This is a genomic window from Azospirillum largimobile (assembly GCF_977007025.2).
In genome coordinates, this window is the sequence record NZ_CDRMUA020000002.1 from 21,458 (window position 1) to 36,969 (window position 15,512).

Consider the following 15,512-nt stretch of genomic DNA (forward strand, 5'->3'; position numbering starts at 1 on the left):
CCATGGCTTCCCAATCCTCCCCCAAAGTCACCGAAATGCTGGTCGTGCCGGTCGCCGGCCATGATGGCATGCTGCTGAACCTGTCGGGCGCCCACGCCCCCTTCTTCACCCGCAACGTGGTGATCCTGAAGGACAGCGCCGGCCACACCGGCGTCGGCGAGGTCCCCGGCGGCGAGAAGATCCGTCAGACCCTGGAGGACGCCCGCGCCCTGGTGGTCGGCCAGCCGATCGGCGCCTTCAACAACATCCTGAACGCCGCCCGCAAGGCCTTCGCCGACCGCGATTCCGGCGGCCGCGGCCTGCAGACCTTCGACCTGCGCATCGCCATCCATGCCGTCACCGCTCTGGAAGCGGCCCTGCTCGACCTGCTGGGCCAGTACCTGGAGGTTCCGGTCGCCGCCCTGCTCGGCGAGGGGCAGCAGCGCGACGCGGTCGAGATGCTGGGCTACCTGTTCTATGTCGGCGACCGCACCAAGACCGACCTGCCCTATCGCAGCGAACCCGATGCCAGGAACGACTGGTTCCGCCTGCGCCATGAAGAGGCCCTGACGCCCGAGGCGGTGGTCCGGTTGGCCGAGGCCGCCCATGACCGCTACGGCTTCAACGACTTCAAGCTGAAGGGCGGTGTCCTGGCCGGCGAGCAGGAGATCGAGGCGGTGACCGCGCTCGCCAAGCGCTTCCCCCAGGCGCGCATCACGCTCGACCCCAACGGCGCCTGGTCGCTGGAAGAGGCGATCCGCCTGTGCAAGGGCAAGGGCGACGTGCTGGCCTATGCCGAGGACCCCTGCGGCGCCGAAAAGGGCTATTCGGGCCGCGAGGTGATGGCGGAGTTCCGCCGCGCCACCGGGCTGCCGACGGCGACCAACATGATCGCCACCGACTGGCGCCAGATGGGCCACGCCATCCAGCTGCAGTCGGTCGACATCCCGCTGGCCGACCCGCATTTCTGGACCATGCAGGGCTCCGTCCGCGTCGCCCAGATGTGCCATGAATGGGGCCTGACCTGGGGGTCGCACTCCAACAACCACTTCGACATCTCGCTGGCGATGTTCACCCACGTCGCCGCCGCGGCGCCGGGCAAGATCACCGCGATCGACACACACTGGATCTGGCAGGACGGCCAGCGCCTCACCAAGGAGCCGTTCCAGATCAAGGGCGGTCTGGTTGCCGTGCCGCAGAAGCCGGGGCTGGGCGTCGAGATCGACATGGACCAGCTGGCGAAGGCGCATGAGCTCTACAAGGAACACGGCCTGGGCGCCCGCGACGACGCCATCGCCATGCAGTACCTGATCTCCGGCTGGACCTTCGACAACAAGCGCCCCTGCCTGGTTCGCTGAACCCCGCCCCGCGACGACAAGATTGCTTTGGAAGGAAAAGAGATGAGCAAGATCGGCTTTATCGGACTGGGGATCATGGGCGCGCCGATGGCGGGCCACCTTCAGGCGGCGGGTCACGCGCTGTTCGTCCACACCGTCGGCCCGGTGCCCGACAGCCTGACCGCCGGCGGCGCCGTGACCTGCGGCTCCGGCAAGGAAGTGGCGGAACAGGCCGAGATCGTCTTCATCATGGTCCCCGACACCCCCGACGTCGAAAAGGTCCTGTTCAGTGCCGACGGCGTCGCCGAGGGCCTCGGCGCCGGCAAGATCGTGGTGGACATGTCCTCGATCTCCCCGGTCGCCACAAAGGACTTCGCCCGCCGCGTCAACGAGCTGGGCTGCGACTATCTCGACGCGCCGGTGTCCGGCGGCGAGGTCGGCGCCAAGGCCGCTTCCCTCACCATCATGGTCGGCGGGCCGGAGACGGCCTTCGACACCGTCAAGCCGCTGTTCGAGCTGATGGGCAAGAACATCACCCTGGTCGGCGGCAACGGCGACGGCCAGACCACCAAGGTCGCCAACCAGATCATCGTCGCGCTCACCATCGAGGCGGTCGGCGAGGCCCTGCTGCTCGCCGCCAAGGCCGGCGCCGATCCGGCCAAGGTCCGTCAGGCCCTGATGGGCGGCTTCGCCAACTCCCGCATCCTCGAGGTCCATGGCGAGCGCATGGTCAAGCGGACCTTCGATCCGGGCTTCCGCATCGAGCTGCACCAGAAGGACCTCAACCTGGCGCTCGCCACCGCCCGCTCGCTCGGCGTCAGCCTGCCCAACACCGCCACCGCCCAGGAGCTGTTCAACGCCTGCGCCGCCAATGGCGGCAAGGCCTGGGACCATTCCGGCATGGTCCGCGCCCTGGAGATGCTCGCCAACTTCGAGATCGGCCAGAAGGTCTAAAAGGAGGCTCCGTCCATGTCGACCGTTCCGCGCGATCTGCTGCGCCAGATGTTCGATGCCGCCATCGCCGCCGCCCAGCCGGCGCTGTGCGTGCCGGCCAACCTGCCGGACCCGCCGAAAGGCCGGCTGGTGGTGATCGGTGCCGGCAAGGCCTCGGCGGCGATGGCGCGGGCGGTCGAGGACCATTGGCCGGGAGACCTCTCCGGGCTGGTGGTCACCCGCTACGGCTATGCCGTGCCGTGCCGGCGCATCGAGATCGTCGAGGCCGCCCACCCGGTGCCCGATGCCGCCGGGCTGGCCGCCGCCGAGCGCATCCGGGCGCTGGTCTCCGGCCTCGGGGCGGACGATCTGGTGCTGTGCCTGATCTCCGGCGGCGGCTCGGCGCTGCTGGCGCTGCCGCAGGGCGGCGTGACGCTGGCGGACAAGCAGGCGGTCAACCGCGCCCTGCTCGCCTCCGGCGCCACCATCTCCGAGATGAACTGCGTGCGCCGCCACCTGTCGGCGGTGAAGGGCGGCCGGCTCGCCGCCGCCTGCGCCCCGGCCCGGGTGCTGACCCTGCTGCTGTCCGACGTGCCCGGCGACAATCCGATGGACATCGCGTCGGGCCCCACCGTCGGCGACCCCACCAGCTGCGCCGACGCCCTCGCCATCCTCCGCCGCTACGGCATCACAGTGCCGCCCGCGGTGCTGGAGCTGCTGGAAAGCGGGCGCGGCGAAAGCGTCAAGCCGGACGACCCGCGGCTGGCGGGCTGCGAAGCCCGCCTGATCGCCACGCCGCAGATGGCGCTGGAGGCGGCGGCGGCGGTGGCCCGCAAGGCCGGCTACCCGGTGCACATCCTGAGCGACCGCATCGAAGGCGAGGCGCGCGACGTCGGCAAGGTGCTGGGCGGCCTCGCCCTGCAGGTGGCCGACCGCGCCCAGCCCTTCACCGCGCCCTGCATCCTGCTGTCGGGTGGCGAGACCACGGTGACGGTGCGCGGTGGGGGCCGCGGCGGCCGCAATGTGGAGTTCCTGCTGTCGCTCGCCATCGCGCTGGACGGCCATGCGGCCATCCACGCCATCGCCGGCGACACCGACGGGGTGGACGGGCAGGAGGAGATCGCCGGCGCCATCATTGGCCCCGACACGCTGGCGCGGGCCTGGAGCCTCGGCCTCAAGCCGCGCGACAGCCTGGCCGACAACGACGGCCACGGCTTCTTCGAGGCGATGGGCGACGGCGTGGTGACCGGCCCGACCCTGACCAATGTCAATGATTTCCGCGCGATCCTGATCGACGCGTGCCGAGCGACGAGGTGACAGCCATGACCATTCCCCAGAATACCTTCAAGCGCGCGATCGACGCCGGCCGCTTGCAGATCGGCCTGTGGTCGATCCTGTCGAGCCATGTGACGGTGGAGATCATCGCCGGCTCCGGCTTCGACTGGCTGGTGCTGGACACCGAGCATTCGCCCAACGAGCTGCCGATGGTCTACAGCCAGCTGCAGGCGGCGGCAGCCGGCGGCCGGGCGCATCCGGTGGTGCGGGTGCCGTGGAACGACATGGTGACGCTGAAGCGCTACCTGGACATCGGCGTGCAGTCCTTCCTGATTCCCTATGTCGAGAGCGCGGAGGAGGCGGCGAACGCGGTGGCCTACACCCGCTATCCGCCGCATGGCGTGCGCGGCTATTCGGCGGCGCCGCGGGCGAGCGGCTTCGGCCGGATCAAGGACTATCCGCAGCTGTGCGAGGCGGAGCTTGCGGTCCTGGTGCAGGTGGAAAGCCGCCGTGGCCTGGACAACATCGAGGAGATCGCGGCGGTGGACGGCGTGACGGGCGTCTTCATCGGCCCCGGCGACCTTGCGGCGGCTCTGGGCCATGTCGGCAACCCCAAGCACCCGGAGGTGCAGGCGGCGATCGAGGACGCCATCGCCCGCATCCGCGCCTGCGGCAAGCCGGCCGGCATCCTGTCGGCGGACGAGGCGCTCGCCAAGCGCTACATCGAGCTGGGCTGCAGCTTCGTCGCCGTCGGCTCCGACCTCGGCATCCTCGCCCGCACATCCGAACAGCTCGCCGCCAAGTTCAAGACGAACGCCTGACGCTGCGACCGCTTCCCCAAGGCTGGCGTGCGTCCGCAATTTTTACGATCTTTCCGCGAACGCACGCCGTCCCATCGACACCCTGTCGCAAAACTCTCCGGCGGAGATCGGAACCGCCGTCCGGTCAGCACCGCTGACCTTCTTGCGAGCCCATTTTCCAGGCTTTCCGCCGATTTGCCGGTAGAAGGCCGAACTGCCCGAATCGATTCGGCTTCCCCACCCCCGCAGGCCCCCGGCGACCACCGGGAGGTGCGGCAGAAGGGCACTGTGCGTCTTTGCCGCGGTACCGGCGGCGGGAGCGCGGTGGCGGGGATGTGAACGGGCTATGGATAAATTCGGCGACTATGTCACTGGGTTGTCCGAATCTTTGGGGAAATAACCCGAAAGGAGTGCGAATCGCCGCTTGGTCAGAAATCCTGCCGTTTATTTGCCGTCGAATTGATTGGGTGGGGATGGTACTACCAATCCAAAGAAAACCCGAGAGGAGACATCCACCATCATGCGGACGGCGACGAAGGATCTGGCGGGCGACTTGCGGCAGCAGCTGGCCGAACTGGTGCGCAGCCGGGTTCCGAACGCGCGGGCGGAGCGCTTCGTTAAGCGTTTCTACGCCAACGTGCCCCCCGACGACCTGCTGCGCGGCACACCGGAACAGCTTTACGGTGCGGCGCTCGCGATGTGGCAATGGGCACAGCAGCGCACGCCCGGCAAGCCCAAGGTTCGGGTCTATGCGCCGCGGCTGGACGAGCACGGCTGGCAGTCCGAACGCTCGGTGGTGGAGATCGTCAACGACGACATGCCCTTCCTGGTCGATTCCGTCACGGCGGAGCTGAACCGGCAGGGCGTCACCGTCCACCTCGTCATCCATCCCGTCACCCGCGTCGTCCGCGACGCCGAGGGCCGCATCGTCGAGCTTCTGGAAGCCGACGAAGAGAAGGACGGCGCGCGCGACGAATCCTTCATGCACTGCTCCATCGACCCGTTGTCGGATCCGGCCGCCCAGGCCCGTCTGCGCGCCGGCATCGAACGGGTGCTGGCCGATGTCCGCGCCGCGGTGGAGGACTGGAACCCGATGCGCGAGCGCGTCCGCGCCGCCCGCGACGACATCGCCCACGCCCCCGATGCCGAGGAATCCAAGGAAGCCACCGACTTCCTGACCTGGGTCGACGACGGCAACATGACCCTGCTGGGCAGCCGCCTCTACACCGCCACCATCGGCGGCGACGGGCGGGAGCCCTGGCTGGAGCTGGTCGAGGGCAGCGGGCTGGGCGTGCTGCGCGACCCGGAGATCACCGTCTTCGACGAGCACGGCCACGCCGCCGTCCTGCCCGCCGAAATCCGCGCCTTCCTGCACCAGCCGCGCGCGCTCCTGGTGACCAAGGGCACCCGGCAGGCCACCGTCCACCGCTCGGTGCCGCTCGACGCCATCCTGGTCAAGCGCTTCGACGGGCAGGGCAATGTCCTCGGCATCACCCTGTCGGTCGGCCTGTTCACCTCCGTCGCCTACAACCGCAGCCCGCGCGAGATCCCGTTCCTGCGCCGCAAGGTCGCCCGCGTCATGGGCCGCGCCGGCTTCGATCCGTCGGGCCATGACGGCAAGGCGCTGCTGAACATCCTGGAGACCTATCCGCGCGACGAGCTGTTCCAGACCCCGTCCGACGAGCTGTTCGAAACCGCTCTCGGCATCCTGCACCTGCAGGAACGCCAGCGCCTTGCCCTGTTCGTCCGCCGCGATCCCTTCGAACGCTTCGTCTCGGCGCTGGTCTTCGTGCCGCGCGACCGCTACGACACGGCGCTCCGCCGCAAGATCCAGGGCGTGCTGGAGACGGCCTTCCACGGCAGCTGCACCTCCTACTTCACCCAGCTGTCGGACAGCGCGCTCGCCCGCCTGCACCTGATGGTGAAGACGGAGCCGGGCAAGATTCCCGCCGCCGACATCAGCGAGATCGAGGCCCGGCTGGTCCAGGTCTCCCGCAGCTGGGCCGACCGGCTGCGCGATGCGCTGGTCGAGGCGCATGGCGAGGAAATCGGCAACGCCCGCCTGCGCCGCTATGCCGACGCCTTCCCGGCCGGCTACCGCGAGACCTTCACGGCGGAAACCGCCGTCCACGACATCGACCGCATCGAACGCGCGCTCTCCGAACAGCGGCTCGGCATCGTGCTGTTCCACCCGCTGGAGGCGGACGGCGACGAGCTGCACGTCAAGATCTACCACCAGGGCCGGCCGGTGCCGCTGTCCGACGTGCTGCCGATGCTGGAGCACATGGACCTGAAGGTGATCACCGAACAGCCCTACGAGGTCCGCCCGGCCGGCGGCGCCCCGTCGGTCTGGATCCACGACTTCTCCGCCCGCACCCAGACCGGCCTGCCCGTCGACTGCGTCAAGGTCAAGCAGACCTTCCAGGAGGCCTTCGCCGACATCTGGGACGGCCGGATGGAGGATGACGGCTTCAACCGGCTGGTGCTGCGCGCCGGGCTGGGGGCCCGTGAGGTCACGGTTCTGCGCGCCTATGCCAAGTACCTGAAGCAGGCCCGCTTCGCCTACGCCCAGGACACCATCGAGGCGACGCTGTCCGGCCATCCGCAGATCGCCCGCCTGCTGTCCCGCCTCTTCGCCGCCCGCTTCGACCCGGCCAACCAGGCAGACGAAGCGCCGATCCTTGAGCAAATCGAGGACGCGCTTGACGCCGTCACCAACCTGGACGACGACCGCATCCTGCGCCGTTTCGTCAACCTGATCCGCGCCACCCTGCGCACCAACGCCTACCAGACTGCCCCGGAGGGCACGCCGAAACCGCACCTGTCCTTCAAGCTGGACAGCGGCTCCATCGAAGAACTGCCGCTGCCCCGCCCGTGGGTGGAGGTCTTCGTCTACAGCCCGCGCATGGAAGGCGTCCATCTGCGCGGCGGCAAGGTCGCCCGCGGCGGCATCCGCTGGTCCGATAGGCGTGAGGATTTCCGCACCGAGATCCTCGGCCTGATGAAGGCGCAGATGGTGAAGAACACCGTCATCGTGCCGGTGGGATCCAAGGGCGGCTTCGTCGTCAAGCGGCCTCCCGCTCCCAGCGCCGGCCGCGAGGCGGCGCTCGCCGAAGGCATCGAGTGCTACAAGACGCTGATGCGCGGCCTGCTGGACATCACCGACAATCTGGCCGCCGACGGCTCGGTGGTGCCGCCGAAGAACGTGGTGCGCCACGATGTGGAGCGTTGGGGGGACGACCCCTATCTGGTGGTCGCCGCCGACAAGGGCACGGCCACCTTCTCCGACATCGCCAACGGGGTGTCGGTCAACCATGGCTTCTGGCTGGGCGATGCCTTCGCCTCGGGCGGCTCGGCCGGTTACGACCACAAGGTGATGGGCATCACCGCCCGCGGCGCCTGGGAGTCGGTGAAGCGCCATTTCCGCGAGATGGGCACCGACATCCAGACCACTGACTTCACCGTGGTCGGCGTCGGCGACATGTCGGGCGACGTGTTCGGCAACGGCATGCTGCTGTCCCGCCACATCCGCCTGCTGGCGGCCTTCGACCACCGCCACATCTTCCTCGATCCCGATCCCGACGCCGCGACCAGCTGGGAGGAGCGCAACCGGCTGTTCGCCCTGCCCCGCTCCTCCTGGGCCGACTACGACCGCTCCAAGCTGTCGAAGGGCGCGATGATCGTGGAGCGCAGCGCCAAGACGGTGGAGCTGACGGCGGAGGTCCGCGCCTGCTTCGGCATCGAGCAGACCCACCTGTCCCCGACTGAACTGATGCGCCGCCTGCTGACCGCGGAAGTCGATCTGCTGTGGTTCGGCGGCATCGGCACCTACATCAAGGCGTCGACCGAGACGAACGCCGAGGCCGGCGACAAGGCCAACGACGCGCTGCGCGTCGACGGCGGCCAGATCCGCGCCAAGGTGGTCGGCGAAGGCGCCAATCTGGGCGTCACCCAGCGCGGCCGCATCGAAGCGGCGCAGAAGGGCCGCGACGGCAAGGGCGTGCGGCTGAACACCGACGCCATCGACAATTCCGCCGGCGTCGACACCTCCGACCATGAGGTGAACATCAAGATCCTGCTGGGCGACGTCATGGCGCGCGGCGACATGACGCTGAAGCAGCGCGACACCCTGCTGTCGGCGATGACCGACGAGGTGGCGGGTCTGGTGCTGGCCGACAACTACCGGCAGACCGGCGCGCTGACCATCGCCGAGGCGCAAGGCGCCGCCCTGCTGGAGGCGCAGTCCCGCTTCATCCGCAACCTGGAGCGCAACGGCCGGCTGAACCGCGCCATCGAGTATCTGCCGACCGACGAGGAACTGGCCCAGCGCATGGCCGAGCGTCGCGGCCTGACCCGGCCGGAGCTGGCGGTGCTGCTGGCCTACGCCAAGATCACGCTGTATGACGATCTGCTGGCGTCGGAACTGCCGGACGATCCGGCGACGGTCGAGGACCTGCTGCGCTACTTCCCGCAGCCGCTGCGCGATGGCCATCGCGAGGCGATCTTCCGCCACCGCCTGCGCCGCGAGATCATCGCCTCCGCCGTCACCAACAGCCTGGTCAACCGCGTCGGCCCCACCTTCGTCCGCGACATGGTGGAGAAGACCGGCCTCGGCCCGGCGGACGTCGCCCGCGCCTATGCCATCACCCGCGACGTGTTCCAGCTTCGCCCGCTGTGGGATGCCATCGACGGTCTGGACAATGCGGTCCCGGCCGCCCTGCAGACCACGCTGATGCTGGAGACGGTCCATCTGATGGATCGTGCGGTCGCCTGGTTCCTGGCCCACAGCCCGCATCCGCTGGATCTGGGCCGGGAGTCCGCCGCCTTCCGTCCGGGGGTGGAGGCTTTGGCCGCCGGGCTCGACCATTTCCTGGATGCCGAGGAATCCTCCCGCCTCGCCGCCCGCGTCGCCGACGCCACCGCCCAGGGCGTGCCGGAGGATCTGGCCCGCCGGGTCGCCGCCTTGCCGGTGCTGGCCGCCGCCCCGGATCTGGTGCGGATCGCCGAGCGCACCGGCCGTGCGGTGGAGGGCGTCGCCTCGGTCTATTTCGGGCTGGGCCGCCGCTTCGGCCTGGAATGGCTGCGCGACCGCGCCGACGGCGCCAAGGTCGACAACCACTGGCAGCGTCAGGCGGTCGCCGCGATCATCGACGACCTGTTCGCCCACCAGAGCGCGCTGACCATCCGCGTGCTGGAGAGCGAGGGCGACGAGTCCGCGGCGGTCGATGCCTGGATCGCCAGCCGCAGCCTGGTGGTGGAGCGCGTCGAGCAGCTTCTGGCCGAGTTGCGCGCCCAGCCGGCGGTCGACCTCGCCATGCTGGCGGTCGCCAACCGGCAGCTGCGTGGCCTGATCGCGGGGTGATGAGCACACAGGGATAGGAGACGCTCGGTTCGGACGGCCCGGTCGCGCAGGTCTGCGCAGCTGGGCCGCCGGAACGCCGGCGCCTTTGCAGGCACGTTCGGGCGCCGGTTTTCAGTCTCCTCGCCTTGGGCGGATCCGCTTGACCGCGGGTCCGCCCATTTTCTATTTCGAAAGCAACCTCTGCGGATAGCGGACCGCTCTGCGATTCAACTTCTGCCCGCAGCCGGCGGGAGGGCGATGCGGGTCGCCCGCGCCTCCCGCGGACAGCGGCCGAAGTGCCGCTTGAAGGCGGTGGCGAAGTTGGCCGGGCTGGAATAGCCGGCGAGATAGGCGGCCTCCGTCACGCTGACGCCGTCGCACTCCAGCGCCGTCCGCGCCCGCTCCATCCGGCGCGCCCGCTCATACTCGAACACCGACATGCCGTGGCCGGCCCGGAACAGCCGGTGCAGCGTGCTGACGCTCATCCCGGCATGGCGGGCGACCTCCTCCAGCCGCAGCGGCGCGTCGTCGTCCGGGTCGCGGCTTTCCAGATACTCGCAGGCGATGCGCAGGCGGGTGCGGTCCCGGCTGCTCAACGGGTTGGCGGCCGGCATGTCGACCATGCCCAGCGCATCGGCGACGATCTCCAGCGCGTGGCTTTCCAGATAGAGGCTTTCCAGCATCGGCGGGCAGGCGATGGGGCCGGTCAGCCGTTCCGCCAGCGCCACCTGCCGCGGCGTCGGCCGCAGCGTCAGGCTGGCGCCATGCGTCCGGCAGAAGCGCCGCAGGCTCCCCTCCCCCGCCACCTCGCGGGCGACAGGGCCGCCATCGGTGTCGAACCAGTCCGGCGGCAGGCCCAGCGTGATCTTGCGCACCCAGTTGCCGCGCATCGCGCGGCGCTGGAACCGGTCCTCCTCCGTGCGGGACAGCAGGAACAGGACGGGCTCCCGCGCGGCCGACAAGGCATAGCGGCGCTCGCCGAGCGAGATGTCGACCTCGCCCCGCAGGAACAGCGCCACCGTCAGCCCCGCCCCGGCCGCCGCCGCCGTCGTCATGTCGCGCAGATCGACCGCGTCGGTGGCGTGCAGCGACAGGCCGCTGCGCAGCATTTCCATGCGGAACCGGCCGCGCAGCACGATGTCGTCGGGATCGAGCGAGGGGACGATCGCCGGCAGCGCCTCGCCCCCGCGGTTGCCGCGCGCCACCAGATCCCGCCAGCGGAGCGGACTTTCAGCCCCTAATACGTCGCCATCCGTCATCGCCCCATCCCCGTCATCTGGCGAACCGGCAAAGGAGTTTGACCGGCACGCAAAGGCATCGTCGGCGCAGTGCGGGCTATACCAGCGTGAACAGCGTCCAGCACGCTGGAACCAAGTTGCGAATGCGTCGCATTCTCGGATATCACAGCGGGGGCCGATGGTCCAGCGGGCGTGATCCGGGGGTGACGCGAAAGGATGGACTGCCGACCATGACCAGCCGATTCCGTCACCGGATCACCAGCACGACCGCCCTCCTCACCCTGTCGCTGATGGCGCAGGCCGTCCCGGCCCTGGCCCAGGACAAAGTCCAGGATAAGGCCGTCACCCTCCCCTCCGTCGCGGTGGAGGGAGAGGCGCCCCGCCCGGTGGAGGCGGCGACCGTCATCGACCGAAAGACCATCGACCGCGAGGTGCCGCAGACCCTGCGCGACCTGTTCCAGGACGAGCCGAGCATCACCGTCCCCGGCAGCAGCACCGCGGCGCAGAAGATCTATCTGCACGGCATCGACCAGAGCAAGCTGAACGTCACCATCGACGGTGCGGCCCAGCGCAACGGCATCTGGCACCACAACGGCAACCTGACGCTCGACCCGACCTTCCTGAAGTCGGTGCAGGTCGATCCAGGCGTGTCGCCGGCCGATGCCGGTCCGGGCGCGCTCGGCGGCGCGGTCGCCTTCAAGACGAAGGACGCCACCGACATGCTCCTGCCGGGGCAGGATGTCGGCGCCACCGCCATCCTCGGCTACGACACCAACTCCAAGACCTGGCGGACAACCGGCGCCGGCTATGCCGCCAAAAACGGCTTCGAGATCCTCGGCATCGGCACCCTGTCGCGCGGCAAGAACTACGAGAACGGCAACGGCGTGACCGAGGCCGGCACCGGCACCGATCTGGTCGGCGGCCTGGGCAAGCTGGCCTACGAGTCCGACAGCGGCCACCGCTTCTCGGTGTCGGGCGAACATGTGCGCGACGACGCAGTGCGCCGCCTGCGCTCCAACCTCGGCATCGTCGGCGGGCCGACCGGGCCGCTGATGAACAGCAACACCGCGACCCGCACCACCGCCGTCGTCAGCTATGAGACCACGCAGCCGACCGACTGGTTCAATCCCGGCGTCACTTTCACCTACACCCGCAATCGGCTGGAGCGGCCGAACGAGAACCGCCGCACCACCGCGCACGGCGCCTTCAATAGCGAGGTCGACACCATCGGCCTGACGGTGAAGAACAGCTTCGCCATCCCCACCGGCACCCTGACCGCCGGCTTCGACCTGTCCCGCGACGACATCCACATCGACCGCTTCCACTTCACCACCGACGCGGACGAGCGGATCACCAATGTCGGCGGCTTCCTGCAGGCGCGTCTGGCGCCGGTGGAGCGGCTGCGCCTGTCGACCGGCGTCCGCATCGACCACCAGAGCTACCGCTCGGTCGACAAGAAGACCTTCGACAACACCGGCATCAGCCCCAACCTGTCGGCCGACTACGCCGTGACCGACCGGCTCACCGCCTTCGGCGGCTACAGCTACAACTGGGGCGGGCTGGAGATGGCCGAGGCCGCCCTGTTCCACGCCGCCAACTATCGCTATACCAGCGACCTGGAGCCGGTGACCGCCCACAACATGCGCGCCGGCCTGCGCTACGCCCACCAGGGCCTGCGGCTGGAGGCGGCGGCCTTCCTGACCTACATGGAGAACCCGGTCGCCTGGAACTATACCACCTACACCCGCGTCAACGGCGAGGATCTGCGCACGAGGGGCTTCGACCTGACCGCCGGCTATGACTGGAGCAATGCCGGGATCAGTGCGAAATACACCCACACCGCCGTGAAGTACGGCAACCGCATGGCGCTGTCGTCGGACTACAATACGGCGGTCCCGGTCGGCGACCTCTTCGCGTTGCGCGGCCATTACGGCTTCGAGGATCTGCGCCTGACGCTGGGCGCCTCGGCGGAGATCGCGCTGAAGGTCGAGGACGACGCGCTGCGGGCCAACGGGTTCCGGTCGATCGACGGCTATCAGGTCGTCAACCTCTTCACCGAATGGAAGCCGCTGGCGACGGCGCCCAACTGGACCCTGCGGGCCGAGGCCAACAACATCTTCGACGCGGCCTATGTCAGCCGGTCCAGCTACGGCCAGACCTCCACCGTGCAGCCGGCGCTCGCGGAGGGGCGGACCTTCTATCTCACCTCCACCGTCAAGTTCTGAGCGGGCCTACGATAGGGAGCGCATCCATGCTGACCGAAACGGCCACTGTTCCGACGGCCCTTGCCAGCCGGTACCTGCAGCAGCTCTGCAAGCATTTCGCCCACAAGATCGCGGTGCGCTACGACGCCGCCAGCGGCGAGGCGCAATTCCCCTGGGGACGCTGCACGATGACGGCGTCCGACGGCATCCTGACCCTGCGTTGCGAGGCGGCGGACACCGAGGCGCTGGCCCGCGTCAAAGCGGTGGTGGACGACCATCTGGTCCGCTTCGCCTGGAAGGAGGGGCTGAAGCCGGACTGGACTCCCGCCGGCTGACGCCCGCCGGTCCGATACCGCCCGGTCCGGCATTCGGCGGTCTTCATCAGCCGCCGGATCCGGGCCCTTCGCCGTTTCCGTTCCATCCGCCAGCCGGCACCGCGCCAGTTCGCGCTGCCGCTCGGCCATCGCCGCCTCGCGGGCACGGGCACGGCGGCGCTGCTCCTCGGTGCGGGCGCGCAAGCACTGTTCCTGGCGCAGGCGGGAGGCCAGACGCCGCAGGTCGTCGGCGGCCCGGCTCTCCGCCACCGCCGGCAGTGCGGCCAGAGCGTCGCGGAAGTCGCCCAGCGTCGGGAACCGGCTCCAGCCGCTGCGGAAATTCGACCAGACCGCCTCGAATGCCGCCATCCAGCGGTCGGCCGGCCAATCGGCCATCGCCCGCACGTCCGCCTCCAGCAGCTCGGCATCCGGCAGTTCCAGCGCGAAGCGGTCGGCCAGCTTTTCCAGCCCGATCAGCACATTCTCGATCCCGATCGGCGGCGTCAGCGTGCCGATCGCCTGCTCCACCCGGTCGGCCAGCGCACCGATCTCGTCGGGCGACAGATCCTGTGTCTCGAACCGCAGGTCGGCGACCTCAAGACTGGCCAGCGAGGCGAAGGCGCAGGGCAGCGAGGGTTTCGCGGTTGCGGACGGCAGCATTGGACGCTGCGTCGGGCGCGGATCCGCTGCGGGGAAGGACGGAACGGCGATCATGGCGGGGCTCCCGGCGGTGGTTGCGGATGGCGGACGGAATGGAGGGGGACGGCTCGGTTGCGGGATCGCGGGGCTCATCGGTCGGAGCGACCAGCTCGCGGAGGATCCAGCGCCGCCATGCGGCCCCCGGATCCGGCGGGCGGTAGCCGTTGCGGGCATGGGCCTTGCGGCACCAGGCCACGAACTTTGCGGTCACCCGGCCGGCATCGACCTCCGGCCGCTCCTGCGCCGCCCAGGCGAGATCGGCGGCATCGGGCTGCCAATCGACCGGCAAAGCCCCATCCCGCAGACCCATCTTCCCAGTCGCCATCTCCCCGCCAGATGGGGAGGAGGAGGATTCAGGATTCTGAGATTCCAAGGAGAAGCCGGCCGGCGAACCGCCCATGTCAGCCGGCTGACAGGACAGGCCGGCGGTGACGCCCTCCATCCCCACCAGCTGATAGGCGAAACCGCGCAGGCCGCGCCGCGGCTTGGCGCAGACCAGCGAAGCCGACGAACCCTGCAGGCTCTTCAGCACGGCATTGAACCAGGCGCGGCTTTGCCCAAGCTCCTCCGCCAGCTCTCCTTGCGTGGCGGTGCAGACACCGTCGCGGTCGGCATGGGCATAGAGCGCGGACAATACCGCGATGTCGGCGGCCTGGATGCCGGGCACGGCAATCCAGCGCCTGTACATGTCGATGTACGACTTCATTGAGACACCCGTCTGTCGGTCGATCCGTGGACGGGTGGAGACAAAGGGAGAGCGTCGACGGACTCGGGATGAATCCGCTTGGCTTCACGGGCCTGCCCTGCCATCATGGAGTCGCCAAACCGCCAGATGTGGGGTGCCCGGGTTTCCCTCGGTCTCCTCCGTCCGACACGAAGGGCCCGGAGCAATCCGGGCCTTTTGTGTTTGCGGAGGTCGGTCCTCCGTTACGTCATGGTGCTCTCCTTCAAGATGCCAGGATTCACACTGGCTCGTGGCGTCGGCCAGGAACTGGCATGGACGCAGGTTGATGGCGTGAGGGCGGTTTTCGCCCGTTTTTTGAAATGTGTACGTGCCGTTGCGCGTCTGTCCACGGTCTTCGGAAAGTGGCACATCAGCGACGTCGCAATGGGCGGCGGCGGGATTCTTCAGCGGGAATCAATCACTTGTGGCGGCATGTCGTCGGCCGTCCCGCTGCGAGTGTCGCCGTTGTGCCGAAAGATTCGGGTCCGAACGTCGCCGTTGTGCCGAAAGATTCTTGAGGATGAGAGCTTTGTGTCTGCCGGATCCTGGTTCCGAACGTCGCCGTTCTGCCGAATAATGGAGCCCTCCCCACCCCCGGCCTGCCAGAATCGGCGGAGAATCGGGCGGGAATCGGCCCTCCGGCGGATCGTCCGAACGTCGTCGTTCTG

9 protein-coding genes are annotated in these 15,512 nt (G+C 69.1%); 7 read left to right on the plus strand and 2 right to left on the minus strand.

The window, feature by feature from the left end; translation table 11 throughout:
- The first annotated feature begins 2 nt into the window (after positions 1-2).
- The 5 genes from gudD to ACWPKK_RS13565 all read left to right on the plus strand — a co-directional run bounded on the left by gudD (position 3) and on the right by ACWPKK_RS13565 (position 9,686).
- Positions 3-1,337, plus strand: a complete 1,335-nt coding sequence (gudD, locus tag ACWPKK_RS13545) for a glucarate dehydratase (protein ID WP_452004862.1) — start codon at positions 3-5, stop codon at positions 1,335-1,337.
- A gap of 42 nt (positions 1,338-1,379) precedes the next feature.
- Positions 1,380-2,270, plus strand: coding sequence for a 2-hydroxy-3-oxopropionate reductase (gene glxR / locus ACWPKK_RS13550; protein ID WP_452004865.1), 891 nt, complete (start codon positions 1,380-1,382; stop codon positions 2,268-2,270).
- A gap of 15 nt (positions 2,271-2,285) precedes the next feature.
- Positions 2,286-3,566, plus strand: coding sequence for a glycerate kinase type-2 family protein (locus ACWPKK_RS13555; RefSeq protein WP_452004868.1), 1,281 nt, complete (start codon positions 2,286-2,288; stop codon positions 3,564-3,566).
- Positions 3,567-3,571: 5 nt separating this feature from the next.
- Entirely contained in the window at positions 3,572-4,345 is a 774-nt protein-coding gene (locus ACWPKK_RS13560) for an HpcH/HpaI aldolase family protein (protein WP_452004871.1), read from the plus strand.
- Between the two features lie 499 nt (positions 4,346-4,844).
- Positions 4,845-9,686: an NAD-glutamate dehydrogenase gene (locus tag ACWPKK_RS13565; RefSeq protein ID WP_452004874.1), complete on the plus strand. Its 4,842-nt coding sequence runs from the start codon at positions 4,845-4,847 to the stop codon at positions 9,684-9,686.
- Between the two features lie 206 nt (positions 9,687-9,892).
- Here ACWPKK_RS13565 and ACWPKK_RS13570 read toward each other — a convergent pair whose 3' ends face one another.
- Positions 9,893-10,924 carry a helix-turn-helix transcriptional regulator gene (locus tag ACWPKK_RS13570; protein ID WP_452004876.1) on the minus strand — a complete coding sequence of 344 codons (1,032 nt, stop codon included), beginning with the start codon at positions 10,922-10,924 and terminating at the stop codon, positions 9,893-9,895.
- A 209-nt stretch (positions 10,925-11,133) separates the two neighbouring features.
- Between ACWPKK_RS13570 and ACWPKK_RS13575 the strand changes: the two genes are divergently transcribed.
- Positions 11,134-13,128, plus strand: coding sequence for a TonB-dependent receptor domain-containing protein (locus ACWPKK_RS13575; RefSeq protein ID WP_452004879.1), 1,995 nt, complete (start codon positions 11,134-11,136; stop codon positions 13,126-13,128).
- Positions 13,129-13,154: 26 nt separating this feature from the next.
- Positions 13,155-13,442: a DUF2218 domain-containing protein gene (locus ACWPKK_RS13580; RefSeq protein WP_452004882.1), complete on the plus strand. Its 288-nt coding sequence runs from the start codon at positions 13,155-13,157 to the stop codon at positions 13,440-13,442.
- Between the two features lie 574 nt (positions 13,443-14,016).
- Here ACWPKK_RS13580 and ACWPKK_RS13585 read toward each other — a convergent pair.
- Complete coding sequence (locus tag ACWPKK_RS13585; RefSeq protein WP_452004884.1) at positions 14,017-14,826, minus strand: MarR family transcriptional regulator; 810 nt, start codon at positions 14,824-14,826, stop codon at positions 14,017-14,019.
- Positions 14,827-15,512: the final 686 nt, after the last annotated feature.